The organism is Vibrio sp. OY15, from assembly GCF_000742455.1.
Lineage (GTDB): Bacteria > Pseudomonadota > Gammaproteobacteria > Enterobacterales > Vibrionaceae > Vibrio > Vibrio alginolyticus.
On record NZ_JPIL01000003.1, the window covers coordinates 22,741 to 43,461 of the forward strand.

Consider the following 20,721-nt stretch of genomic DNA (forward strand, 5'->3'; position numbering starts at 1 on the left):
AATTAGATCGTTTGATTATTCTATGCCTAACGCTTTTTTTACTGGCTTGAAACTCTTGCGGTGTTCACTGATCACTCCGTGTTGCTCAATCGCTTCAAAGTGCACTTTAGTTGGGTAACCTTTGTGCTTCGCGAAGCCAAATTGTGGATGAAGTTTATCCAACTCTTCCATCTCTTGGTCACGCACGACTTTGGCAATAATTGAAGCCGCACTGATTTCGGCAACACGTAGATCGCCTTTTACTACAGCTTGAGCATCCATTGGCAGCTCCGGACAACGGTTACCATCAATCAACACCAAATCAGGTTGAACCTGTAACCCCGCCACTGCACGCTGCATCGCAACCATAGTCGCCTGCAAAATATTCAGTTGATCGATTTCTTCAGGAGAACAACGCCCGACCGCCCACGCCAATGCTTTTTCTTTGATTTCAGGAAGCAACGCCATGCGTTTCTTTTCGGTCAATTTTTTCGAATCGTTCAACCCTTCAATAGGATTGTTAGGATCAAGGATAACCGCAGCGGTGACGACGTCTCCCACCAAAGGGCCACGTCCTACCTCGTCGACTCCGGCCACAAGCTGGTAACCTTGCGGATATTCAAACGGAGGGAGTTCAACTTTGGTTTTGGTCGCTTTTGGTTTAACAGCCATGATAAATCTCTATTTTTCAATCAGTTTTAGAACCGCGTTTGCGGCTTGTTGATCCGCATCTTTACGGATCCAATGATGCATTTCCGTAAACTTATCTAACATCGGTTTATTGTCGCTTTCCAATAAGCGAGAAACCTCAGTAAACAAATTGTCTGGTGTGCACTCATCTTGTAGATATTCTTTGACGAGCTCATCATCCGCCAAGATATTCGGCAATGACACATACTTCGTTTTCAATAGACGTTTAGCTAAAAAAGCAGTAAATGCATTCACACGATAACCCACCACCATTGGACGCTTGAGAAGCATACACTCCAACGCTACGGTACCGGAGGCCAACATCACGGCATCGGATGCGGTGATGACGTTGCGTGCGGTGTCATCAACTAACTTGAAGTCCAACTCTGGCGCTAGCTCTTTCCATGCTTGTTCAAACTGCTCACGGCGTTTTTGATTAACAAGCGCGACAACAAACCCCAGTTCTGGAAATTTTTTATGGAGTAACTTGCAGGTTTCAATAAATGGCTCTGAGAGCATTTTTAACTCGCTACCACGACTGCCTGGCAGGACAGCAAGCCACTTTTTATCTTGTTCTAAACAAAGCAACTCACGTGCAGGCGCTTGTTCTGATTCTAGTGGGATGGCATCAGCCAAGGTATGACCAATGAACTCGCAAGGTACATTAAATTTGTCGTAGAACGCTTTCTCAAACGGAAGAAATGCTAGCACCAAGTTCGTTGCCGCTTCTATTTTAAAGATGCGCTTCTGACGCCAAGCCCAAACAGACGGACTCACGTAATGAACGGTTTTAATGCCCGCTTGCTTGAGGTCAAGCTCCAAGCGTAAGTTGAAGTCAGGAGCATCGATCCCTATGAAAACATCAGGCGGATTCTGAGTAAAATACTGAACGAGCTCAGCTTTCACTTTAAGAAGTCTCGGTAAGCGGCCTAAAACCTCGACTAATCCCATCACCGCAAGCTCTTCCATATCAAACAGAGACTCGCAACCTTGGGCTATCATTTTCGGACCGCCAATGCCTACGAACTCTGCGTCTGGATATTGCTGCTTTACTGCTTTGATAAAGCCTTCACCTAGCGTATCGCCAGACAATTCTCCGGCAATGATGCCAATACGTAATGGTCTTTCCATATCTACTTCGCTATTTTTCCTGTGCGCTATGGATAACGGTTTGCCTTATCCATAAAACACAAAAAGATCGTAACCTCAAATTCGGTCACGATCTTTTTATTTATTGGTTCATTCGCCAATTAACGAATAATGCCACGTTCCGTCGTTTCCAGAATATCTGAGAAACGCTTCACTGCTGGCCACTCTTGAGCCATTTCAGCTAGAATAGGCTTCACTTCTTCTAGCGTCTTACCTGAACGGTAGATTTCTTTATACGCTTTTTGTAGCGCACGAATCTCTGGTTTCTCAAAGCCATTACGCTTCAAGCCAACAAGGTTCAAGCCGAAAGGTGTGGCGTGGTTACCTTGCGCGAGTACGTAAGCTGGGACATCTTGCACCACTGCTGAACAGCCGCCAATGTACGCGTAAGCGCCCACTGTACAAAACGGATGAATCGCAGACAGTGCCATCACACCGGCATAATCATCAACAGTAACGTGACCACCAAGAATCGAGTTATTACCGATATGAGTGTGGTTACCAATAACAACATCATGCGCAACGTGTGCATTTACACACAATAAGTTGTCATCACCAATGATCGTGGTTGCTTTGTCTTGCACTGTGCCGCGGTGAACTTGGACCGCTTCACGAATGACGTTACGGTCACCGATAACCACAGTTGTGTCTTCACCACCGTATTTTTTGTCTTGGTTTTCTTCACCAATGACAGCATGTGGGAAAATACGGTTATCTTTGCCAATAGTTGTGTGACCTTTGATCACAACGTGAGACATCACTTCTGTGCCTTCACCAATTTCAACCGTAGAGGTGATGTACGTAAAAGGACCTACTGTTACGTTAGCACCAATTTTGGCGCCCTCTTCTACCACCGCTGCCGGGTGGATTTTAGCGGTTTCATGAATCATATTAAAACTCTCGACGAGCACACTTCAGTTCTGCAGAACATACCACTTCGCCGTCAACTTTTGCTACACCGCTAAATGCAGCAATGCCGCGACGTTCTTTCAGAAATTCTACCTCAATAACCAATTGGTCGCCCGGAACCACTGGTTTACGGAATTTCGCGCCGTCTACGCTTGCAAAGTAGTACAGTTCATTTTCTGTTGGTGCACCAAATGATTTAAATGCAAGTAAGCCTGTTGCCTGAGCCATTGCTTCTAAAATCAAAACACCTGGGAATACTGGTAGTTGAGGAAAGTGACCTGTGAACTGAGGTTCGTTAACCGACACGTTTTTAATCGCGTGAAGGTACTTCTCTTCTTGGAAGTCTATCACTCGGTCGATCAATAAGAATGGGTAGCGATGAGGTAGTAGCTCTTGAATTTCAGAGATGTTCATCGTTTTCTTTTCAGTAGTCAAAGTCGTCTTCCTATATCAATTTTTTGCCGCCAAGATGGCAAACGTGGCAACAGGTCGTAAAGCCGAATCGCTTTGCAATATACTAGCAAAATACGCACCATCTTGGAGTTAAATCTACTTAGAGCGCGTCATTATAGAAGAAAAAGACCCGCATTTCGCGAGTCTTCGTACAGAATATGGAACTAGAGCCTGTTAGCTTTCACGTTAAATACAGAGCGAAAGATAACTTGTTCTAAATTTCTTCTTTCTGTTCCAGCTGTTTTTCAACCGCTTTCAGGCGCTTATTCATCTCATCAATACGGTGAACTCGAGTTGCAGTTTTACGCCACTCTCTGTTCGTTTGTAGTGGAATACCTGATGAGTAAAGGCCTTTTTCTTCGATACTGCGCATTACCATGCCCATACCTGTAATCGCCACACCATCTGCGATAGTGATATGGCCATTCAGAACAGACGCGCCGCCAATCTGGCAGTACTTACCAATTTTTGTACTGCCCGCGACAATAGTACCACCAGGCATCACGGTACCATATCCGATCTGCACGTTGTGCGCGATTTGAAGTTGGTTATCCAGAATGACATTGTCTTCAATGATAGTATCTTCGAGTGCACCGCGGTCAATCGTAGTACAAGCACCAATCTCAACGCGGTTACCGATACGCACTGAACCAAGCTGAGGAATTTTAATCCACTCGCCTTTGTCATTCGCGTAACCGAAGCCATCAGAGCCAATGACGGTACCCGATTGAACGAGACAGTCATCACCCAATGACACTTCATGGTAGATAGTGACATTAGCCCAAAGCTTGGTGTTATTCCCTAGCTTGGCGTTCTTACCGATAAAACAACCAGCACCAACACTTACGTTGTCGCCGAGTTCCACGCCCGTTTCAATCACAGCGTTAGCGCCGATTGTAACGTTCTCACCCATCTTAACGTCAGCGGCAATCACAGCACTTGGTGCAATATCGTCTGCCGGTTTTGGTGTGGTATCCATCGCTTGGACCACACGAGCAAATGCGACATAAGGGTCTGAAACCACTAGCGCATTTCCAACGCATTGATCTTTATGCTCAGCCTTTACCATAACAACGGTAGCTTGGCACTCAGAAAGGTGTTTTGCGTATTTTGGGTTAGACAAGAAGGTTACGTCACCTTCTTGTGCTTTATCCATTGGAGCAACACGGCTTACAACGAGAGACTCGTCACCAAACAGCTCACCCCCGGTAATTGTCGCCAATTCGGCTAATGTTAATGTCTTCATAACTTCTTATTTTAGAGCTTTAATTACGTCTTCAGAGATATTGTATTCTGGCTTGCCGTACTGCAAAGCAGAGATATCAATCACAAGATCGTAACCATTTTTGTCTGCGACTTTCTTAACTGCATCTTGAATCGTTTTGAAAAGCTTCGCTTTTTCTTCAGCTTCACGACGCGCACTTGCTTTTTCAAGTGCTTGTGCTTTCACTTTGTACTCGCTGTCGAGCTTCGCGATATCGATACGTAGCTTTTCAACTTCGTCTTGACCCAAAAGTTCGCCGTCACGTTGTAGCTTCTCAATCTTTGTTTTAGCTTGTGCTTGGATTGACTTCAGTTCATCAGCTTTGCTTTTGAAGTCTTTCTGCATTTTTTGTAGTACAACTTCACGTTGAGGAAGAGCTTGAAAAACTTGAGCTGTATTTACGTAAGCAATTTTCTGTGCAGCTTCTGCCGCATTTGCAAACATTGAAGAGCTCAGTACAAGAAGGCCAATCCCAGCCGCTTTGATCATTTTATTCAAAATATTTTCCTCTTTAGAAAGTTCTACCGATAGTGAATGTGAAGAACTCTTCATCATCGCCATCAAATTTCTTAATTGGTTTCGCTAGTGAGAAGACTAGTGGCCCCATTGGAGACATCCACTGCAACGCCGCACCGTAAGAAGAGCGGTAGTTGGTTGGATCTGAGTAATCGTAGTAGTAACGGTCACCATATTCCGCACCTGAATCGCGGTAGTCAAACTCCGTATCCCAAACACTTGCCATATCAAAGAAGATACTGGTACGAATTTGGTTTTGTACTTCTTCTGATGCAAATGGTGTTGGGACAATCAACTCAACACTTGCTAGCGCTACGGCGTTACCACCAACAGAGTCATCTGTTGCTGTATCTGCGCCATTGTTTGAACCAGATGTATCACGGTAAACCGCTTTAGGACCAACAGAGTTTGAGCCAAAGCCACGAAGCGATGTAAAGCCACCTGCGTAGTAGTTTTCGTAGAATGGGAACAAGTTATCGTTGCCATCCGTTTGACCGTAACCATTACCGTAACCTAAGCGGCCACGGAACAAGAGGGTAAACTCGTGCTTTTTAGTCAATGGCACATACTGACGAACATCGTACTGCATTTTGAAGTATTGAACGTCAGAGCCAGGTACGGTCATTTTATAGAATGCACGCTGATGGTTACCTGCCGTAGGGAAGTAGCCACGGTTTAAGTTATTACGTGTCCAAGAGATATTGAAGTCGAAATCGTTTGTGTTCAACGCTCCACTAGAATCAATGTTGTCTGCTTGTGCTCGTAAGAACTGCTCTACCTGTAAGTAAGGCGATAAGTTACCGATCTTGTTGTGCGTATAACCGACACCGAATTCAAAACGGTTCAACTCATCGAATGGGAAACCCCACGTTAAGCTCGCGCCATAGCTTTCGTTGGTATAGTCAACGATATTGGCTTCTTTCGCTTCAAATTCGTTATAGAAAACCTTACCACCTAAGCTTACACCGTCTAAGTTCCAGTACGGATCACGGTAATCTAGACTGATGTTTTTCTGGTAGTCATTCATCATCGCGTTGATACCAACACGGTTACCACTACCAATGAAGTTATCTTGTTGCAGGCCAACCTGGAAGCTCACACCCGATTCTGTGCCGTAGCCAACACCGAAGTTAACGCTACCAGAGTTCGCTTCTTTGACAGAGTAAACTAGGTCAACTTGATCATCACTACCAGGAACTCGAACCGTCTGTACTTCAACATTTTCAAAGTAGCCCAAACGATTTAGACGAGTTTTACCCGTTTCAATCGATTTCGAGTTCAACCAACTGCCTTCCATCTGACGCATTTCACGACGAAGGACTTCATCTTTGGTTGAGTTATTACCCGTGAAGCGAATGTCACGAACATAAATTCGGTTACCCGGATCTACGTTAACGACCAAAGAAACTTCTTGATTCTCGTCGTCAAACTCAGGAATGGTATTCACTTGAGGATAAGCATAACCGGACTCACCAAGCACACGCTTAATCCCTTCTTCCATTGAAGTAACCAACGAGCCGTTGTATGTCTCATTGTCTTCAAATGGCACAAGTCTTTCGAACGTCGCTTCCTCACCAATCAAATCACCACGGAACTTCACGTCCTTAACGGTGTAAACCTCGCCCTCTTCTAGACCAAGAGTAATGTATACCCCTTTCTTGTCAGGAGAGATTGCAACTTGTGTCGAATCAACGTTAAATTTTAAGTAACCACGATCCAGGTAGAATGATTTGAGTGCTTCAATATCACCTGCAAGGACTTGCTTTTGATACTTTTCATCAGAAAGGAAATTCCACCACGGCACATCAACATTTAAGTTAAAGCGCGAAAGCAGTTCTTCATCACTGAACACTTCATTACCGATAAAGTTGATTTGCTGAATTTTTGCCGACACACCTTCAGTAAAGACAAACTTAAGATCAGAACGATTACGTGGTAGTGGAGTCACCACCGCTTTTACTGTTGCGTTGTATTTACCTACGCTGTAGTAAAAGTCTTCTAAGCCTTTTTCAATGTTGCTTAGCGTGGTGCGGTCAAGCGCTTCACCTTCACGAACGCCAGACGCGTTCAGGTTTTCTTGTAGCTGCTCGTCCTTGATTGCTTTGTTACCTGAAAAAGAGATGCTTGCAATGGTAGGACGTTCTTTGACTTGAACCATCAGAACACCACCGTCACGCAACACTTTCACATCTTCAAAGTTACCAGATGCATACAGGGCGCGGATAATTTCTGCAACATCGCCTTGGCCAATGGTATCACCGACACGTACAGGCATTTTCAACAATGCAGCACCCAGTGCTACACGCTGCAATCCATCGATTTCAATATCTTGAACTACGAAGTTCTCTGCTCCATTTGCAGATACACTGGTCGCCAGTAAACTTGCAAATAGAATTCGCTTAATCGCCATACTTGTTCTAATTATTCCTTGCTACTGCTTTTGTCTCTGAACTATCACAGACGAGTAAAATCATTAAATAGCGCTAACGCCATGAGCGAGAAGATGATCGCACCACCAATTCTAAAGCCCATTTCCTGCACTTTCTCAGGAACAGGACGTCGAATGACTGCTTCAATTGCAAAAAACAACAAATGACCGCCATCCAACATTGGTAAAGGAACGAGATTAATAATACCTAGGTTAACACTAATTAGAGCGAGAAAACCTAAAAAGTAGACCAAACCATAATCTGCTGTCGCGCCTGCGCCTTTGGCTATTGATATTGGTCCACTCAGGTTATTCAGACCAACGTCTCCAACAATCAGCTTCTTAAGCATGCTGATTGTCAAACCAATGACTTGGCCAGTTTTGTCTACTGCTTTACCTATTGACTCGAATACACCAAACTGAAGATCGAAGCGATAACTTTCTGGCCATTCTGCGACTTTAGGTGCAATACCTGCAAAACCAACGACTTCTTTGTTAGCTAGCTCACGGCTACCGGGCGTCAGCGTCAATGTTTGCTCATAACCCTGACGTAACACCGTCAATTCAAGCGGTGTATCAGGATTAGAACGAACCGCTTCAACCACTTGCTTCCATTCGGTTACTCGTTGTTGACCAATTGCGACAACCTCATCACCTGGAAGCACACCGGCTTTTTCCGCCGCTCCACCTTGCGAGACCTGCTCGATAACTCGATACACCTCCGGTGTATACGGAGCAAAACCTAACGACTGCATCGCTGACTGAGTTTCTGGGTCAAACTTCCACTCACGTAAATCGAGCGTTTTCGTTACTTCTGAACCAACTTCATTCGCTGACGTTAGTGTTACCGTCATCAAATCATCGCCAATATGAGAAATCAATCCCATATTTACTGATTCCCAATCCGGAGTTTTGATACCAGATATCGATTTAAGTTCCATTCCAGATTCAATTCCAGCTTCCGCAACAATCGAATTGGGCGTAACTTCACCAATTACAGGCTTAACAGCTGGGATACCAATTAGAAATACCAGCCAATAGGCAAAAATTGCGAAAATAAAATTAAAGATGGGGCCAGCCGCAACAATAGAGGTTCGCTTCCATAACGGCTTCTTATCAAACGCTAGGTGCTTCTCATGCTCTGGCACCTCATCGACACGGCTATCAACCATTTTCACATAGCCGCCGAGAGGGATCATTGAGATGCTGTACTCCGTTCCGTCTTTGCCTACTTTACTCCAAATAGACTTGCCGAAACCGATTGAAAACTTTTCAACTTTAACGCCGCAACGGCGAGCAACCCAAAAATGCCCAAATTCGTGCACGGCAACAAGAATGCCCAGTGCGACGATAAAAGAAATGAGATTCCACAATATACCAGTCATCAGCTACGCTCGCGTATGGTTTCTAGGGCAATAGTTCGTGCCATTCTATCTAGCTCGAGCAAGCTTTCCAAGCTATTCGCATTCTCAGCTTTGCAGCTTGCGTTGATTTTATTCAACACAGACTCATTGATGCGAGCAATATCGGTAAAACCTAGTCTGTTATTTAAAAATGCATCAACAGCGACTTCATTAGCTGCATTCAATGCCGTTGTTGCGTGTTGACCTTCATAACAAGCATCAATTGCGAGTTTTAAACATGGGTAACGAGCAAAGTCAGGCTGCAAAAACGTCAGCTCACCAACTTTCGTGAAGTCTAGCGGCTTAACCCCAGCTTCTACTCTTGACGGGTATGACATGGTGAGCGCAATTGGCGTCGCCATATCCGCTTCTCCCATTTGTGCCAAGACCGAACCATCACGATACTGAACCATAGAATGAATCACAGATTGAGGATGAATAACCACCTTCAGTTGTTCGCGAGCAGCATTAAATAGCCACTTAGCTTCGATATACTCAAGGCCTTTATTCATCATCGTGGCAGAATCAACAGAAATTTTTGGCCCCATCGACCAGTTTGGATGAGCGATCGCCTGAGCGGGTGTCACCTGCTCCAGTTCTGCGATGTCAGTGTAACGGAAAGGACCACCAGATCCAGTCAACAAAATATGAGAAATGCCATGTTCTTGTAAATTGCAACGACCTAGATTGGTTTGTACTTGCTGTGGTAAACATTGGAAAATGGCGTTGTGTTCACTGTCGACGGGAAGTAGCTCTGCGCTAAATTCTTCTACAGCATCAATAAATAGCTGGCCTGACATTACAAGTGCTTCTTTATTTGCCAACAAGACTCGCTTACCTGCTTTCACGGCAGCCATGGTAGGCAATAAGCCAGCGGCTCCTACAATAGCAGCCATTACACTGTCGACCTCGTCCAGCGAAGCTATATGACATAGCGCATCAGTACCACCTAGCACTTCGGTACCTGGCGAAACCGAGTGTAGCTCAGCTTGAAGTTGAGACGCCGCAGCTTTATCTGCCATGACCGCATATTTAGGTTGCCACTGACGACATAGACCGATCATCTTTTCAACGTTAGTGCTTGCCGCTAAGGCAACGACAGAAAACAGATCTGGGTTTTGTTCGACCACTTTAAGCGTGCTTGCACCAATTGATCCAGTAGCACCAAGAATCGTTAACTTTTGCATGTTGTAAGACCGTTAGAAAGCTCAGGAGCGACGACGCCGCTCCTGATAAATTAGAATACGTAGTAAAGAAGAGCAAAAACTGGGAATGCTGCGGTTAGGCTGTCGATACGATCTAGCACACCACCGTGCCCTGGGATAATGTTACTGCTGTCTTTAATGCCTGAGACACGTTTGAACATACTTTCAACCAGATCACCAAGCACTGAAATAACGACAGTAACCAGCGTAATCAGCACCATATGGACAGGGCTAGTGAACTGGATATCGAACCAATCAGCAAATGCCCACGCTACGATTAATGCCGTGATAATGCCACCAATTAGCCCTTCAATGGTTTTATTGGGGCTTACATGAGGAGCCATCTTACGTTTGCCTAAGCTTTTGCCTGCAAAGTAGGCGCCGCTATCTGCAGCCCATACCAAGAAACAAACGTACAACACAAGCTTTGCGCCGTGGTATGGATCTACAGTGATGTCATACGCTCTGAGAATAATCACACTCCAAAGGAATGGGATTAATGTCAGAAAACCAAATACATGACGTAAAACAAAATTACTTTGCCAAGATTTCGTCGTTTTGGGGTAAGTAATCGCCATTAAGCTAGCAATAATCCACCAAACAAAACCAATACCCAAGACGACATAATGAGGTGTCGTTAAGTGATTGAGGCTATATGCATCAGGCGAGATGTATAGAAAACTAAGTCCGGTAATAATGATTGCCGGCACAAGGGCAGCAATGCGAGAGTTGCTTCCTGTAAACTGAGTCCACTCCCAAAAACCTAATAGCGTTATTGCAGTTAAAGCGGCAATAAAGCCCATTAGCGGTAATTTAAAAATGCCTAAAATAACCAGGGGAGCTAAAATTAGTGCTGTTATTATTCTCTGTTTCAAACTAACTAGTCCTTATTGAGCTGCCATCAATGCCTTTATTTGTTCACCTGTACAGCCAAAACGACGTTCTCGGTTGATAAACCAAGTTACAGCTTCTACCAAACTGTCTTCATCGAATTCTGGCCAGTACTCTGGTGTAAAGTACATTTCTGCATAAGCCATTTGCCACAACATAAAGTTGCTGATGCGGCACTCTCCACTGGTGCGAATTAAAAGATCCACTTCCGGTAGGTCTGCCATGGTCAAATGCTCAGTGATTAGCTGCTCATTGATATCCTCTACACGAATTTCACCGTTACGTGCTTTTAGCGCTAACGTTTTAGCAGCTTCTGTGATGTCCCATTTACCGCCATAGTTGGCTGCAATGTTGATCACCATACCCGTGTTATCTGCCGTTAGGTTTTCTGCTTCTACAATTTTCTTTTGTAGACGCTCACTAAATCGACTGGTATCACCGATCACGCGCAACCGTAAGTTATTTTTGTGTAGTTTTTTTACTTCACTAGACAGGACCGTGATAAACAGTTCCATCAAAAGACCCACTTCTTCCTCCGGACGACGCCAGTTTTCACTACTAAAAGCAAACAGCGTCATGGCTCTAATGCCTAGTTTTGAAGCAGCAGCCACGGTCTTACGAACGGCACTAACGCCTTTTTTATGACCAAATACGCGAGGTTTTCCTTTGGACTTAGCCCAACGGCCATTACCGTCCATAATGATGGCAATATGCTTAGGAAGGGAATCAGAGAAGGCTTGAGAATTTTGCATAGGGAGTTAATTGAGTTCCATCAGTTGGATAGACTAACATAAAAAAACGCTGAGCTGTGAGCACAGCGTTTTCCAACAGTGATGTGTGTGGGAGTATTAAACTTCCATCAACTCTTTTTCTTTTGCAGCAAGAACTTCATCGATCTTCTTAACTGCAACGTCAGTTAGCTTTTGAATTTCGTCTTGTGCTTTACGGTCTTCATCTTCAGAGATTTCTTTATCTTTTAGAAGCGCTTTAAGATCGTTGTTTGCGTCACGACGGATGTTACGAACAGCAACACGACCACCTTCAGCTTCACCACGGACGATCTTAACTAGGTCTTTACGACGCTCTTCCGTTAGCGGTGGAAGTGGAACGCGGATGATAGTGCCAGCTGACATAGGGTTTAGACCAAGGTCAGACGTCATGATCGCTTTTTCTACTTTCGGCGTCAGCTCTTTATCAAAAACCGTGATTGCAAGTGTACGTGCATCTTCAGCAACAACGTTTGCTACTTGGTTTAGAGGTGTTGCTGCACCGTAGTATTCTACAGAAATACCAGATAGTAGGCTTGGGTGTGCACGACCTGTACGAATTTTAGAAAGGTTGTTCTTAAGCGCTTCAACGCTTTTATCCATGCGCTCTTGCGCGTCTTTTTTGATTTCGTTAATCACAGTTTCACCTTAAAAATGTCATCTTTCCTGAAGAAAGCCTAAAACGGTTGAGCAAAGCAAGCACCACCCTAACGCTTTGGAGTGGCACCTTAAGCCAAGCTTATTCGTTGATGAGCGTGCCTTCTGCTTCGCCCATTACCACGCGACGTAGTGCGCCTGGCTTGTTCATATTAAATACGCGGATTGGCATTTTGTGGTCACGAGCTAGCGTAAACGCCGCCAAGTCCATAACTTTCAGCTCTTTATCCAGAACTTCTGCATAAGATAGCTTATCATACAGCTCTGCGTCTGGGTTTGCTACAGGGTCAGCAGTAAATACACCATCAACTTTCGTCGCTTTTAGTACGACATCCGCTTCAATTTCGATACCACGTAAACAAGCAGCAGAATCCGTTGTAAAGAACGGGTTACCAGTACCAGCAGAGAAGATGACAACTCGGCCTTGGCGAAGCTCACGGATCGCATCAGCCCAATTATAGTCGTCACATACGCCTTTTAGAGGGATTGCAGACATAACGCGCGCATTTACGTATGCACGGTGAAGAGCATCACGCATCGCTAGGCCATTCATTACTGTAGCAAGCATACCCATGTGGTCACCAACTACGCGGTTCATACCAGCTTCAGCTAGGCCTGCACCACGGAACAAGTTACCGCCACCGATAACTACACCAACCTGAACACCCAGTTCAACCAGTTCTTTAACTTCTTGTGCCATACGATCAAGGACCGCAGGATCAATACCAAAACCGTCTTCACCTTGAAGAGCTTCACCACTCAGTTTTAATAGAATACGTTGATACGCTGGTTTAGGGTTCGTAGTCATGGAGTTTACCTTCCAAAGAGAGTTGTTGATTAACAGTCATGAATAGACACAACTTCAGTTATGGCTATTCATCACGGCTAATCGTTCACTGCTCATAAAAAGACCGCAGCCTTGGCTACGGTCTAATCTTTATACAGTCTCTAAGGATTAACCTTTTTGAGCTGCTGCAACTTCTTCAGCGAAGCTCATTTCTTCTTTCTTCTCGATACCTTCACCTACTTCTAGGCGAACGAACGTAGAAACTGAAGCGCCTTTTTCTTTCAGCATTTCGCCTACAGTTTTCTTAGGCTCCATGATGAAAGCTTGACCTGTTAGAGAGATCTCGCCAGTGAATTTCTTCATGCGGCCAACAACCATCTTCTCAGCGATTTCAGCAGGCTTGCCTTCGTTCATTGCGATTTCAACTTGAACCGCTTTCTCTTTTTCTACTACGTCAGCTGGTACGTCTTCTGGGTTAACGAACTCTGGCTTAGAAGCAGCAACGTGCATTGCAACGTGCTTAAGAGTTTCTGCGTCGCCTTCACCAGCAACAACAACACCGATTTTCTCACCGTGACGGTAAGAAGCGATTGCAGTGCCTTGAACGTATTCTACGCGACGGATAGTGATGTTTTCACCGATTTTAGCTACTAGAGCTACACGTGCGTCTTCGAATTGTGCTTGTAGTTCTTCAACAGAAGCTTTTGAAGCTAGAGCTGCAGCTGCAACTTCTTCTGCGAATGCAGTGAAGTTACCGTCTTTAGCAACGAAGTCAGTTTGGCAGTTAACTTCAAGAAGAACAGCAACGCCGTTTTCTTCTTTGATGATGATTGCGCCTTCAGCTGCAACGTTACCAGCTTTCTTAGCTGCTTTCGCTGCGCCAGATTTACGCATGTTTTCAATTGCTAGTTCGATGTCAGCGTTTGCTTCTACAAGCGCTTTCTTACATTCCATCATGCCAGCGCCAGTACGCTCGCGAAGTTCTTTAACTAGAGCAGCAGTTACAGTTGCCATTCTGTCTTCCTCGTTTGATTCGAAATAAGGTAAAAAACAGGGGCCTAACATTGTCGGCCCCCATTGCTAACTATAACTTAGTTTATGCTACACAAAGGTTTCACATAGACCAAGTGTGACACAGAGCCGCTATTATTCAGCTTCTACGAAACCGTCTTTTTCAGCAACTGCAGCTACGTCTTTGTTACGACCTTCAGATACTGCTGAAGCAGCAGCGTTCAGGTATAGCTGTACAGCGCGGATCGCGTCGTCGTTACCTGGGATTACGTAGTCAACGCCGTCTGGGTTAGAGTTAGTATCTACCACAGCGTATACTGGAATACCTAGGTTGTTAGCTTCTTTAATTGCAATGTGTTCGTGATCAGCGTCGATTACGAATAGAGCGTCTGGTAGGCCGCCCATGTCTTTGATACCACCAAGAGATTTCTCTAGCTTCTCCATTTCGCGAGTACGCATTAGAGCTTCTTTCTTAGTTAGTTTGTCAAAAGTACCGTCTTGAGATTGAGTCTCTAGTTCTTTTAGACGCTTGATAGACTGACGAACTGTTTTGTAGTTTGTAAGCATACCGCCTAACCAGCGGTTGTTTACGTAAAACTGGTTGCTTGCGATTGCAGCTTCTTTAACAGCTTCAGATGCAGCGCGCTTAGTACCTACGAATAGAACCTTACCTTTCTTCTCGCCAACTTTAGCTAGTTCAGCTAGAGCGTCGTTGAACATTGGTACAGTTTTTTCTAGGTTGATGATATGAACTTTGTTACGAGCGCCAAAGATGAATGGCTTCATTTTTGGGTTCCAGTAACGAGTCTGGTGACCGAAGTGAACACCAGCTTTTAGCATATCGCGCATTGATACAGTTGCCATTTTAAAATCCTCTATGGGGTTAGGCCTCCACATTCCCCATAACTCCGACCAAGCTTCTGCTCAGCACCCCGGAATATGTGACGGAATGTGTGTGATTTAAAGATAAAAGGTTATTCGGATGAAGCTTGCTTCGCCGCTTAACTTTGCTAAACGAAGAGAACAGTCCTCTATTCCGGCGCGCTTTATACCATATTTTAGCTCACTGTGGCTAGTAAAAATTATTTCTTCACCGAGCCACTTTCTCCTATTTATAAGCAAAACTTTAAACATATGATCGAATTAAGAATGATGCATATTCCTATCTAACTTGGGTTAACGCCCCGATGTCTGATAGAATGCGGCCATTCGCACGTTTACGTGCTTAGGAATAAGTAGAGAAAGCCAATGTCAATCAAGATTAAAACTGCTGAAGAAATAGAACGCATGCGCATTGCGGGCAAGCTAGCCGCAGAGATTCTAGAAATGATCGAACCACACATCAAAGTTGGTGTGACGACAGAAGAGTTAAACAAAATCTGTCATGAGTACGCTCTAGAAAAAGGCGCATACTCTGCTCCGCTTGATTACCATGGTTTCCCTAAGTCGATCTGTACTTCAATCAACCATATCGTATGCCATGGTATTCCAGCGGAGAAAGACGAAATCGGTAGCAACGGCCAAATGAAGCCGGCGGTACTAAAAGATGGTGACATCTTAAACGTTGATATTACCGTAATCGTTCCAAATGATGAGAATGCCGATCTGAGCGTGCGTCCTCAGGGTTACCATGGTGACACTTCTAAGATGTTCCTAGTCGGTGATGTTTCGCCTGCAAACAAACGTCTGTGCATGGTAGCTCAAGAAGCACTGTACGTTGGTATGCGTACCGTTAAGCCAGGTTCAACAGTTGGCGACATCGGTACAGCTATCGAGAAGTACATCAAAGAGAATAACAAGAACAATCCTCGCAACAAGTTTTCTATTGTGAAAGACTTCTGTGGTCACGGTATCGGCGATGAGTTCCATGAAGAACCACAAGTGGTTCATTACAAGAACAAAGACCGCCGCGTATTAAAAGAAGGCATGTGCTTTACTATTGAGCCGATGATTAACGCAGGTAAATTTGGTTGCTCTGTTGATGCACAAGATGACTGGACTGTTTACACGGGCGACGGCAAGAACTCTGCGCAATGGGAACATACCATTGTAGTAACAAAAGAAGGTTGTGAAGTACTGACGCTTCGTAGCGACGATACGATTCCTCGCCTAATGAAAAACGCGTAAAGCTGACAACCACTCGTTGTTTACTATATCCCTGCTTCGGCGGGGATATTTTTTATCTGCCGCAAATTTGTTAGATTGTTATTAGATTAGCTTGCACGGATGGCAAATATGACACTTCAGTCCCCTCTTACCTTTTCCGATGAACAAATCAATATCGGTGAACTCAAACAAGAATTAGAGAAGTTTAGCTCTAATCAAAACCAAGAGTTTCTCAATCATCATCCGGTAACAAGCTTGGTTTTAGCCAGAGCTGAATATATGGATCTGCTTCTCAATCGTTTGTGGCAACATTTTGGTTTCAAGGATATTTACAACATTTCCCTAGTTGCCGTTGGTGGCTACGGACGAGGCGAGCTGCATCCGCTCTCCGATATCGATATTTTGATTCTGTCGAACAATAAACTGCCAACCGCGTTAGAAGCAAAAATCAGCGAATTCATTACGCTGTTGTGGGATTTAAAACTCGAGGTCGGACACGCTGTTCGCACCGTTACTGAATGTGCTGAAATTGGTAAAGCCGATCTAACGGTCGCGACAAACCTGCAAGAAGCGCGACTGCTGTGTGGAAGCGAGGACACCTTTCAGGCACTGAAGAAAGTCGTGTTATCAGACTCCTTCTGGCCAAGTGAGACGTTTTACCGCGCTAAAATTCAAGAGCAGCGCGAACGCCATGCGCGTTACCACGACACGACCTACAACTTAGAACCGGACATTAAATCAACCCCTGGCGGGCTACGCGATATTCATACATTAAGCTGGGTCGCTCGACGTCACTTTGGTGCGACTTCATTGTTGGAAATGAGCCGATACGGATTTTTAACTGACGCAGAATACCGAGAATTGGTTGAATGTCAGGACTTCCTTTGGCGAGTACGTTTCGCTCTGCACATGGAGCTTCGCCGCTATGACAACCGCTTGACCTTTGCTCATCAAGCACAAGTTGCGGAAAACCTAGGCTACGTCGGAGAAGGCAACCGAGGCGTAGAAATGATGATGAAAGAGTTCTACCGCACGCTTCGTCGTGTGGCAGAGCTCAATAAAATGCTACTCAAACTCTTTGACCAAGCGATCATTAATGGTGGGGCGACAGAAAGTGCCGAGATTCTCGATACAGACTTTCAACGTCGCGGTTCTTTAATTGAAGCGCGGAAACCCGCATTGTTCCAAGCTCGCCCAGAAACTATTCTGGATATGTTCTTACATATTGCTAACGACTCAACTATTGAAGGGGTGAGCCCACCAACGCTGCGTCAACTGCGCACCGCTCGGCGTCGGCTCAACAAGTTTTTGCACACCATTCCTGCTGCGCGTGAAAAGTTCATGGCGTTATGTCGTCACCCTAATGCTCTTCACAAAGCATTCAGCCTCATGCACCGATTAGGGGTTATGGCGGCCTATTTACCGCAATGGAGTCAGATTGTTGGTCAAATGCAGTTTGACTTATTCCATGCCTACACCGTTGATGAACACAGTATTCGCTTACTTAAACACATCAACACTTTTAGTGACCCAGAAAATCATGCGAAGCACCCTATTTGCTGTGACGTCTACCCTCGGATGCAAAAGAAAGAGCTGCTGATTATTGCCGCTATTTTCCACGATATCGGGAAAGGTCGTGGCGGCGATCACTCGATTATCGGTGAAGGAGAAGCGTACGACTTCTGCATTGAGCATGGTTTATCGAAGCCCGAAGCGAAACTTGTCGCTTGGTTGGTAAGACATCATCTATTAATGTCTGTCACCGCACAGCGCCGAGACATTTATGATCCTGATGTCATTACCGAGTTTGCCAAAAAAGTCAGAGACGAAGAATCTCTCGATTATCTTGTATGCCTGACAGTTGCAGATATTTGTGCAACCAACCCAGAACTTTGGAATGCTTGGAAACGAACTTTACTTGCGGAGCTGTATTACTCCACACAACGTGCTTTACGTAGAGGCCTAGAGAACCCTGTCGATGTGCGTGAGCGAATTCGCCACAATCAACAAATGGCCTCCGCAATGCTGCGCAAAGAGGGGTTTGCCGCGCGCGAAATTGAAGTATTGTGGCAACGCTTCAAAGCTGACTACTTCCTTCGTCATACCCATACGCAAATCGCGTGGCACTGCGAACACTTACTTCGCATGGAAGATCCGACTAAGCCTTTGGTGTTGATCAGTAAAAAAGCCACTCGTGGCGGCACTGAGGTGTTTGTATATACGAAAGACCAGCCTGCTTTATTTGCGACGGTCGTGGCGGAGTTAGATAGGCGTAATTTTAATGTACACGACGCGCAAATCATGACCAGCAAAGATGGGCACGTGATTGATACCTTTATGGTACTCGATCAACATGGCGAAGCGATCGATGAGTCTCGTCACGCCGCGGTGATTAAACACCTCACTCATGTACTGGAGGCAGGCCGACCAACCAAGATTAAAACGCGCCGTACTCCGAACAAACTTCAGCACTTTAACGTGAAAACCAAAGTCGACTTCTTACCAACCAAAGGTAAAAAACACACTTTAATGGAGTTTGTCGCGCTAGACACACCAGGGCTGTTGGCCAAAGTAGGCCGTACGTTTGCTGATTTAAATATCAACCTTCATGGTGCAAAAATCACCACCATTGGTGAGCGAGCAGAAGACTTGTTTATTTTAACCAGTGATGCAGGGGGAAGATTAAGTGAAGAACAACAGGATGAGCTAAGAGAGAGATTGATCGAAAAGTTATCTGATGAGGTCGCAGCTTAGATCAAACCTGCCAATCTTTTCGGTTCAGGGCGAGAGCGATCTTGCCCACAAGTTAAGCATTTTGGCTAAATATCAGCTATCTAGCTCATACATAGGCTGCTACAGTTATATCAATATCAATTCGATGTAATAGAGGTAGCCTATGTATCCCCACCTCACTGGTTTGGGTATTCACGACCCTAAGCAGATTGAACGTTATTCCCTACGCCAAGAAGCACACAAAGACGTACTCAAGATCTATTTCCACAAGCAAAAAGGCGAACTATTCGCTAAAAGCGTTAAATTCAAATACCCACGCCAAATCAAAAATGTTCTTGTTGATAGTGGCAGTCACAAATATAAAGAAGTAACGGAAATCAACCGTAACCTCACATTAGTCATTGATGAACTGAATAAAATCACTAAGCCAACGAAACAACCTGAGGTTGATGTAAAAGAGAAAATTCTTTCAGACCTTCGTCATTTAGAAAAAGTCGTTTCGAGTAAGATCGCAGAGATCGAAGCGGATCTTGAAAAACTAAAGTAAACGTTAAGTCTTAAATTTTAAAAAAGGGTTAGCATTGATGCTAACCCTTTTTATTTGTACTCAATCATTATCTAGATCTAACTGCGCCGATTATCGGTTCATCCCACTCAAATCGAGTAAACAATTGCTGCCAAGTTTCATCAAGATTGGCCGTCATGACAATCTCTTGATCGGTAAATGGATGGACAAACCGTAACTCTGAAGCATGCAGTAGCAAACGATGAGAATCAAACTCTGTGCGATACAGCTTGTTGTGCTTTCCATCCCCGTGCGTTGTATCACCCACGATCGGATGGCGTAGATGTGCCATATGACGACGAAGTTGGTGCTTACGCCCCGTTTTAGGTTTCATCTCAACTAAGCAATAACGCGTTGTAGGAAATTTACCCGTCGAATAGGGAACCTCCACTTTAGCCAACGGCTTATATTCCGTCACCGCTTCTTGCGCTTCTTTTTCTTGTGAAGCGAACTTATCAGCAATCTTGTCTAACTCCACTTTGAGTGCGTAATCCAAGACGCCCTCTTCCTCAATCCAACCGCGTACTATCGCGTGGTATGTCTTTTCCATTTTATGTTCAGCAAACATCGGCATGACTTGTGATGCGACTTCACTCGACAACGCAAACACGAGCACACCAGATGTTGGGCGATCCAGACGATGCAATGGGAACACATGCTGACCAATTTGGTCGCGCAAAGTTTGCATGACAAACTGAGTTTCGTGTTTATCTAACCAACTGCGATGCACTAACATGCCTGCAGGCTTGTTGACCGCTACAAAATATTCATCCTGATAAACGATCTCCAGCTCAACTGGTTCTGAAGATCGCGTTAGTTCTTGTTCTAGCATTCGTTTACTTACACAGTTCGTCAATGGTTCGGATTGTAACGAGCAGCTCGGCGAACTGCGGTTCCTGCTTCCACGCTTCTGAAAAATAGGGCTCGAGAGAAAACCCTCTTGGCAGTGGTTGGTTATTTTTCACTAGTGCGTGCATTCTGGCTATAAAAATCCACTGCAACCACTCATGAGGATGCAATGTATCAATCGCAAATGGCTCCGCACTTTGTAAGGCTTGCTCTGAAGGCATAGTGTATTGCCATAAGTTATGCTCTCTAAGCTGCGCTTCAAGTTGGTGAAGTAAGTCGACCAATTGAGTATTTGTTACCATTAATTCTATCTCGAACCTTGAATTAGCCGAGAATGATACCATTTCTTGTGAAAAGAA

Annotated in this window: 20 protein-coding genes; 3 read left to right on the plus strand and 17 right to left on the minus strand. The window is 44.8% G+C overall.

What is annotated here, in order from left to right:
* Positions 1-15 precede the first annotated feature (15 nt).
* The 15 genes from rnhB to rpsB form a co-directional block, all read right to left on the minus strand.
* Positions 16-651 (minus strand): ribonuclease HII, encoded by a 636-nt coding sequence (rnhB, locus tag IJ23_RS04065; protein ID WP_033905509.1) that lies wholly within the window; start codon positions 649-651, stop codon positions 16-18.
* Positions 652-660: 9 nt separating this feature from the next.
* Positions 661-1,800 (minus strand): lipid-A-disaccharide synthase, encoded by a 1,140-nt coding sequence (lpxB, locus tag IJ23_RS04070; RefSeq protein ID WP_033905511.1) that lies wholly within the window; start codon positions 1,798-1,800, stop codon positions 661-663.
* Between the two features lie 119 nt (positions 1,801-1,919).
* Positions 1,920-2,708 (minus strand): acyl-ACP--UDP-N-acetylglucosamine O-acyltransferase, encoded by a 789-nt coding sequence (lpxA, locus tag IJ23_RS04075; protein ID WP_005380357.1) that lies wholly within the window; start codon positions 2,706-2,708, stop codon positions 1,920-1,922.
* Position 2,709: 1 nt separating this feature from the next.
* A complete protein-coding gene (gene fabZ / locus IJ23_RS04080) occupies positions 2,710-3,162 on the minus strand; it encodes a 3-hydroxyacyl-ACP dehydratase FabZ (protein ID WP_005380349.1) in 453 nt (150 codons plus the stop codon).
* Positions 3,163-3,394: 232 nt separating this feature from the next.
* Positions 3,395-4,426 carry a UDP-3-O-(3-hydroxymyristoyl)glucosamine N-acyltransferase gene (lpxD, locus tag IJ23_RS04085; protein WP_005380347.1) on the minus strand — a complete coding sequence of 344 codons (1,032 nt, stop codon included), beginning with the start codon at positions 4,424-4,426 and terminating at the stop codon, positions 3,395-3,397.
* A gap of 6 nt (positions 4,427-4,432) precedes the next feature.
* Entirely contained in the window at positions 4,433-4,942 is a 510-nt protein-coding gene (locus tag IJ23_RS04090) for an OmpH family outer membrane protein (protein ID WP_005391804.1), read from the minus strand.
* Between the two features lie 13 nt (positions 4,943-4,955).
* Positions 4,956-7,370, minus strand: coding sequence for an outer membrane protein assembly factor BamA (gene bamA, locus IJ23_RS04095; RefSeq protein WP_005391802.1), 2,415 nt, complete (start codon positions 7,368-7,370; stop codon positions 4,956-4,958).
* 44 nt (positions 7,371-7,414) lie between these two features.
* Positions 7,415-8,773 carry a sigma E protease regulator RseP gene (rseP, locus tag IJ23_RS04100; RefSeq protein ID WP_033905515.1) on the minus strand — a complete coding sequence of 453 codons (1,359 nt, stop codon included), beginning with the start codon at positions 8,771-8,773 and terminating at the stop codon, positions 7,415-7,417.
* Positions 8,773-9,978: a 1-deoxy-D-xylulose-5-phosphate reductoisomerase gene (ispC, locus tag IJ23_RS04105; protein ID WP_017820752.1), complete on the minus strand. Its 1,206-nt coding sequence runs from the start codon at positions 9,976-9,978 to the stop codon at positions 8,773-8,775. Before ispC ends, rseP begins: the two co-directional genes overlap by 1 nt.
* Positions 9,979-10,028: 50 nt before the next feature.
* Positions 10,029-10,871 (minus strand): phosphatidate cytidylyltransferase, encoded by an 843-nt coding sequence (locus IJ23_RS04110; protein WP_005385351.1) that lies wholly within the window; start codon positions 10,869-10,871, stop codon positions 10,029-10,031.
* 12 nt (positions 10,872-10,883) lie between these two features.
* Positions 10,884-11,639: an isoprenyl transferase gene (locus IJ23_RS04115; RefSeq protein WP_005380331.1), complete on the minus strand. Its 756-nt coding sequence runs from the start codon at positions 11,637-11,639 to the stop codon at positions 10,884-10,886.
* Positions 11,640-11,735: 96 nt separating this feature from the next.
* The gene (frr, locus tag IJ23_RS04120) at positions 11,736-12,293 is read right to left on the minus strand and encodes a ribosome recycling factor (protein WP_005385348.1); all 558 of its coding nucleotides are present in this window, start codon (positions 12,291-12,293) and stop codon (positions 11,736-11,738) included.
* A gap of 100 nt (positions 12,294-12,393) precedes the next feature.
* Positions 12,394-13,119, minus strand: a complete 726-nt coding sequence (pyrH, locus tag IJ23_RS04125) for a UMP kinase (RefSeq protein ID WP_005380329.1) — start codon at positions 13,117-13,119, stop codon at positions 12,394-12,396.
* 147 nt (positions 13,120-13,266) lie between these two features.
* Complete coding sequence (tsf, locus tag IJ23_RS04130) at positions 13,267-14,112, minus strand: translation elongation factor Ts (protein WP_005380328.1); 846 nt, start codon at positions 14,110-14,112, stop codon at positions 13,267-13,269.
* Positions 14,113-14,244: 132 nt separating this feature from the next.
* Positions 14,245-14,973, minus strand: a complete 729-nt coding sequence (rpsB, locus tag IJ23_RS04135) for a 30S ribosomal protein S2 (protein ID WP_005380327.1) — start codon at positions 14,971-14,973, stop codon at positions 14,245-14,247.
* Between the two features lie 384 nt (positions 14,974-15,357).
* Between rpsB and map the strand changes: the two genes are divergently transcribed.
* The 3 genes from map (at position 15,358) to IJ23_RS04150 (ending at position 19,495) form a co-directional block, all read left to right on the plus strand.
* Positions 15,358-16,236 (plus strand): type I methionyl aminopeptidase, encoded by an 879-nt coding sequence (gene map / locus IJ23_RS04140; RefSeq protein WP_005380326.1) that lies wholly within the window; start codon positions 15,358-15,360, stop codon positions 16,234-16,236.
* A gap of 108 nt (positions 16,237-16,344) precedes the next feature.
* Entirely contained in the window at positions 16,345-18,969 is a 2,625-nt protein-coding gene (gene glnD / locus IJ23_RS04145) for a bifunctional uridylyltransferase/uridylyl-removing protein GlnD (RefSeq protein WP_017636037.1), read from the plus strand.
* Between the two features lie 142 nt (positions 18,970-19,111).
* Positions 19,112-19,495, plus strand: coding sequence for a DUF3461 family protein (locus IJ23_RS04150; RefSeq protein WP_005380322.1), 384 nt, complete (start codon positions 19,112-19,114; stop codon positions 19,493-19,495).
* Positions 19,496-19,562: 67 nt separating this feature from the next.
* Here the strand turns inward: IJ23_RS04150 and truC are convergent, their stop codons facing one another.
* The gene (truC, locus tag IJ23_RS04155) at positions 19,563-20,345 is read right to left on the minus strand and encodes a tRNA pseudouridine(65) synthase TruC (protein ID WP_033905516.1); all 783 of its coding nucleotides are present in this window, start codon (positions 20,343-20,345) and stop codon (positions 19,563-19,565) included.
* A gap of 4 nt (positions 20,346-20,349) precedes the next feature.
* Entirely contained in the window at positions 20,350-20,664 is a 315-nt protein-coding gene (locus IJ23_RS04160; RefSeq protein ID WP_033905604.1) for a YqcC family protein, read from the minus strand.
* Between the last annotated feature and the right edge of the window lie 57 nt (positions 20,665-20,721).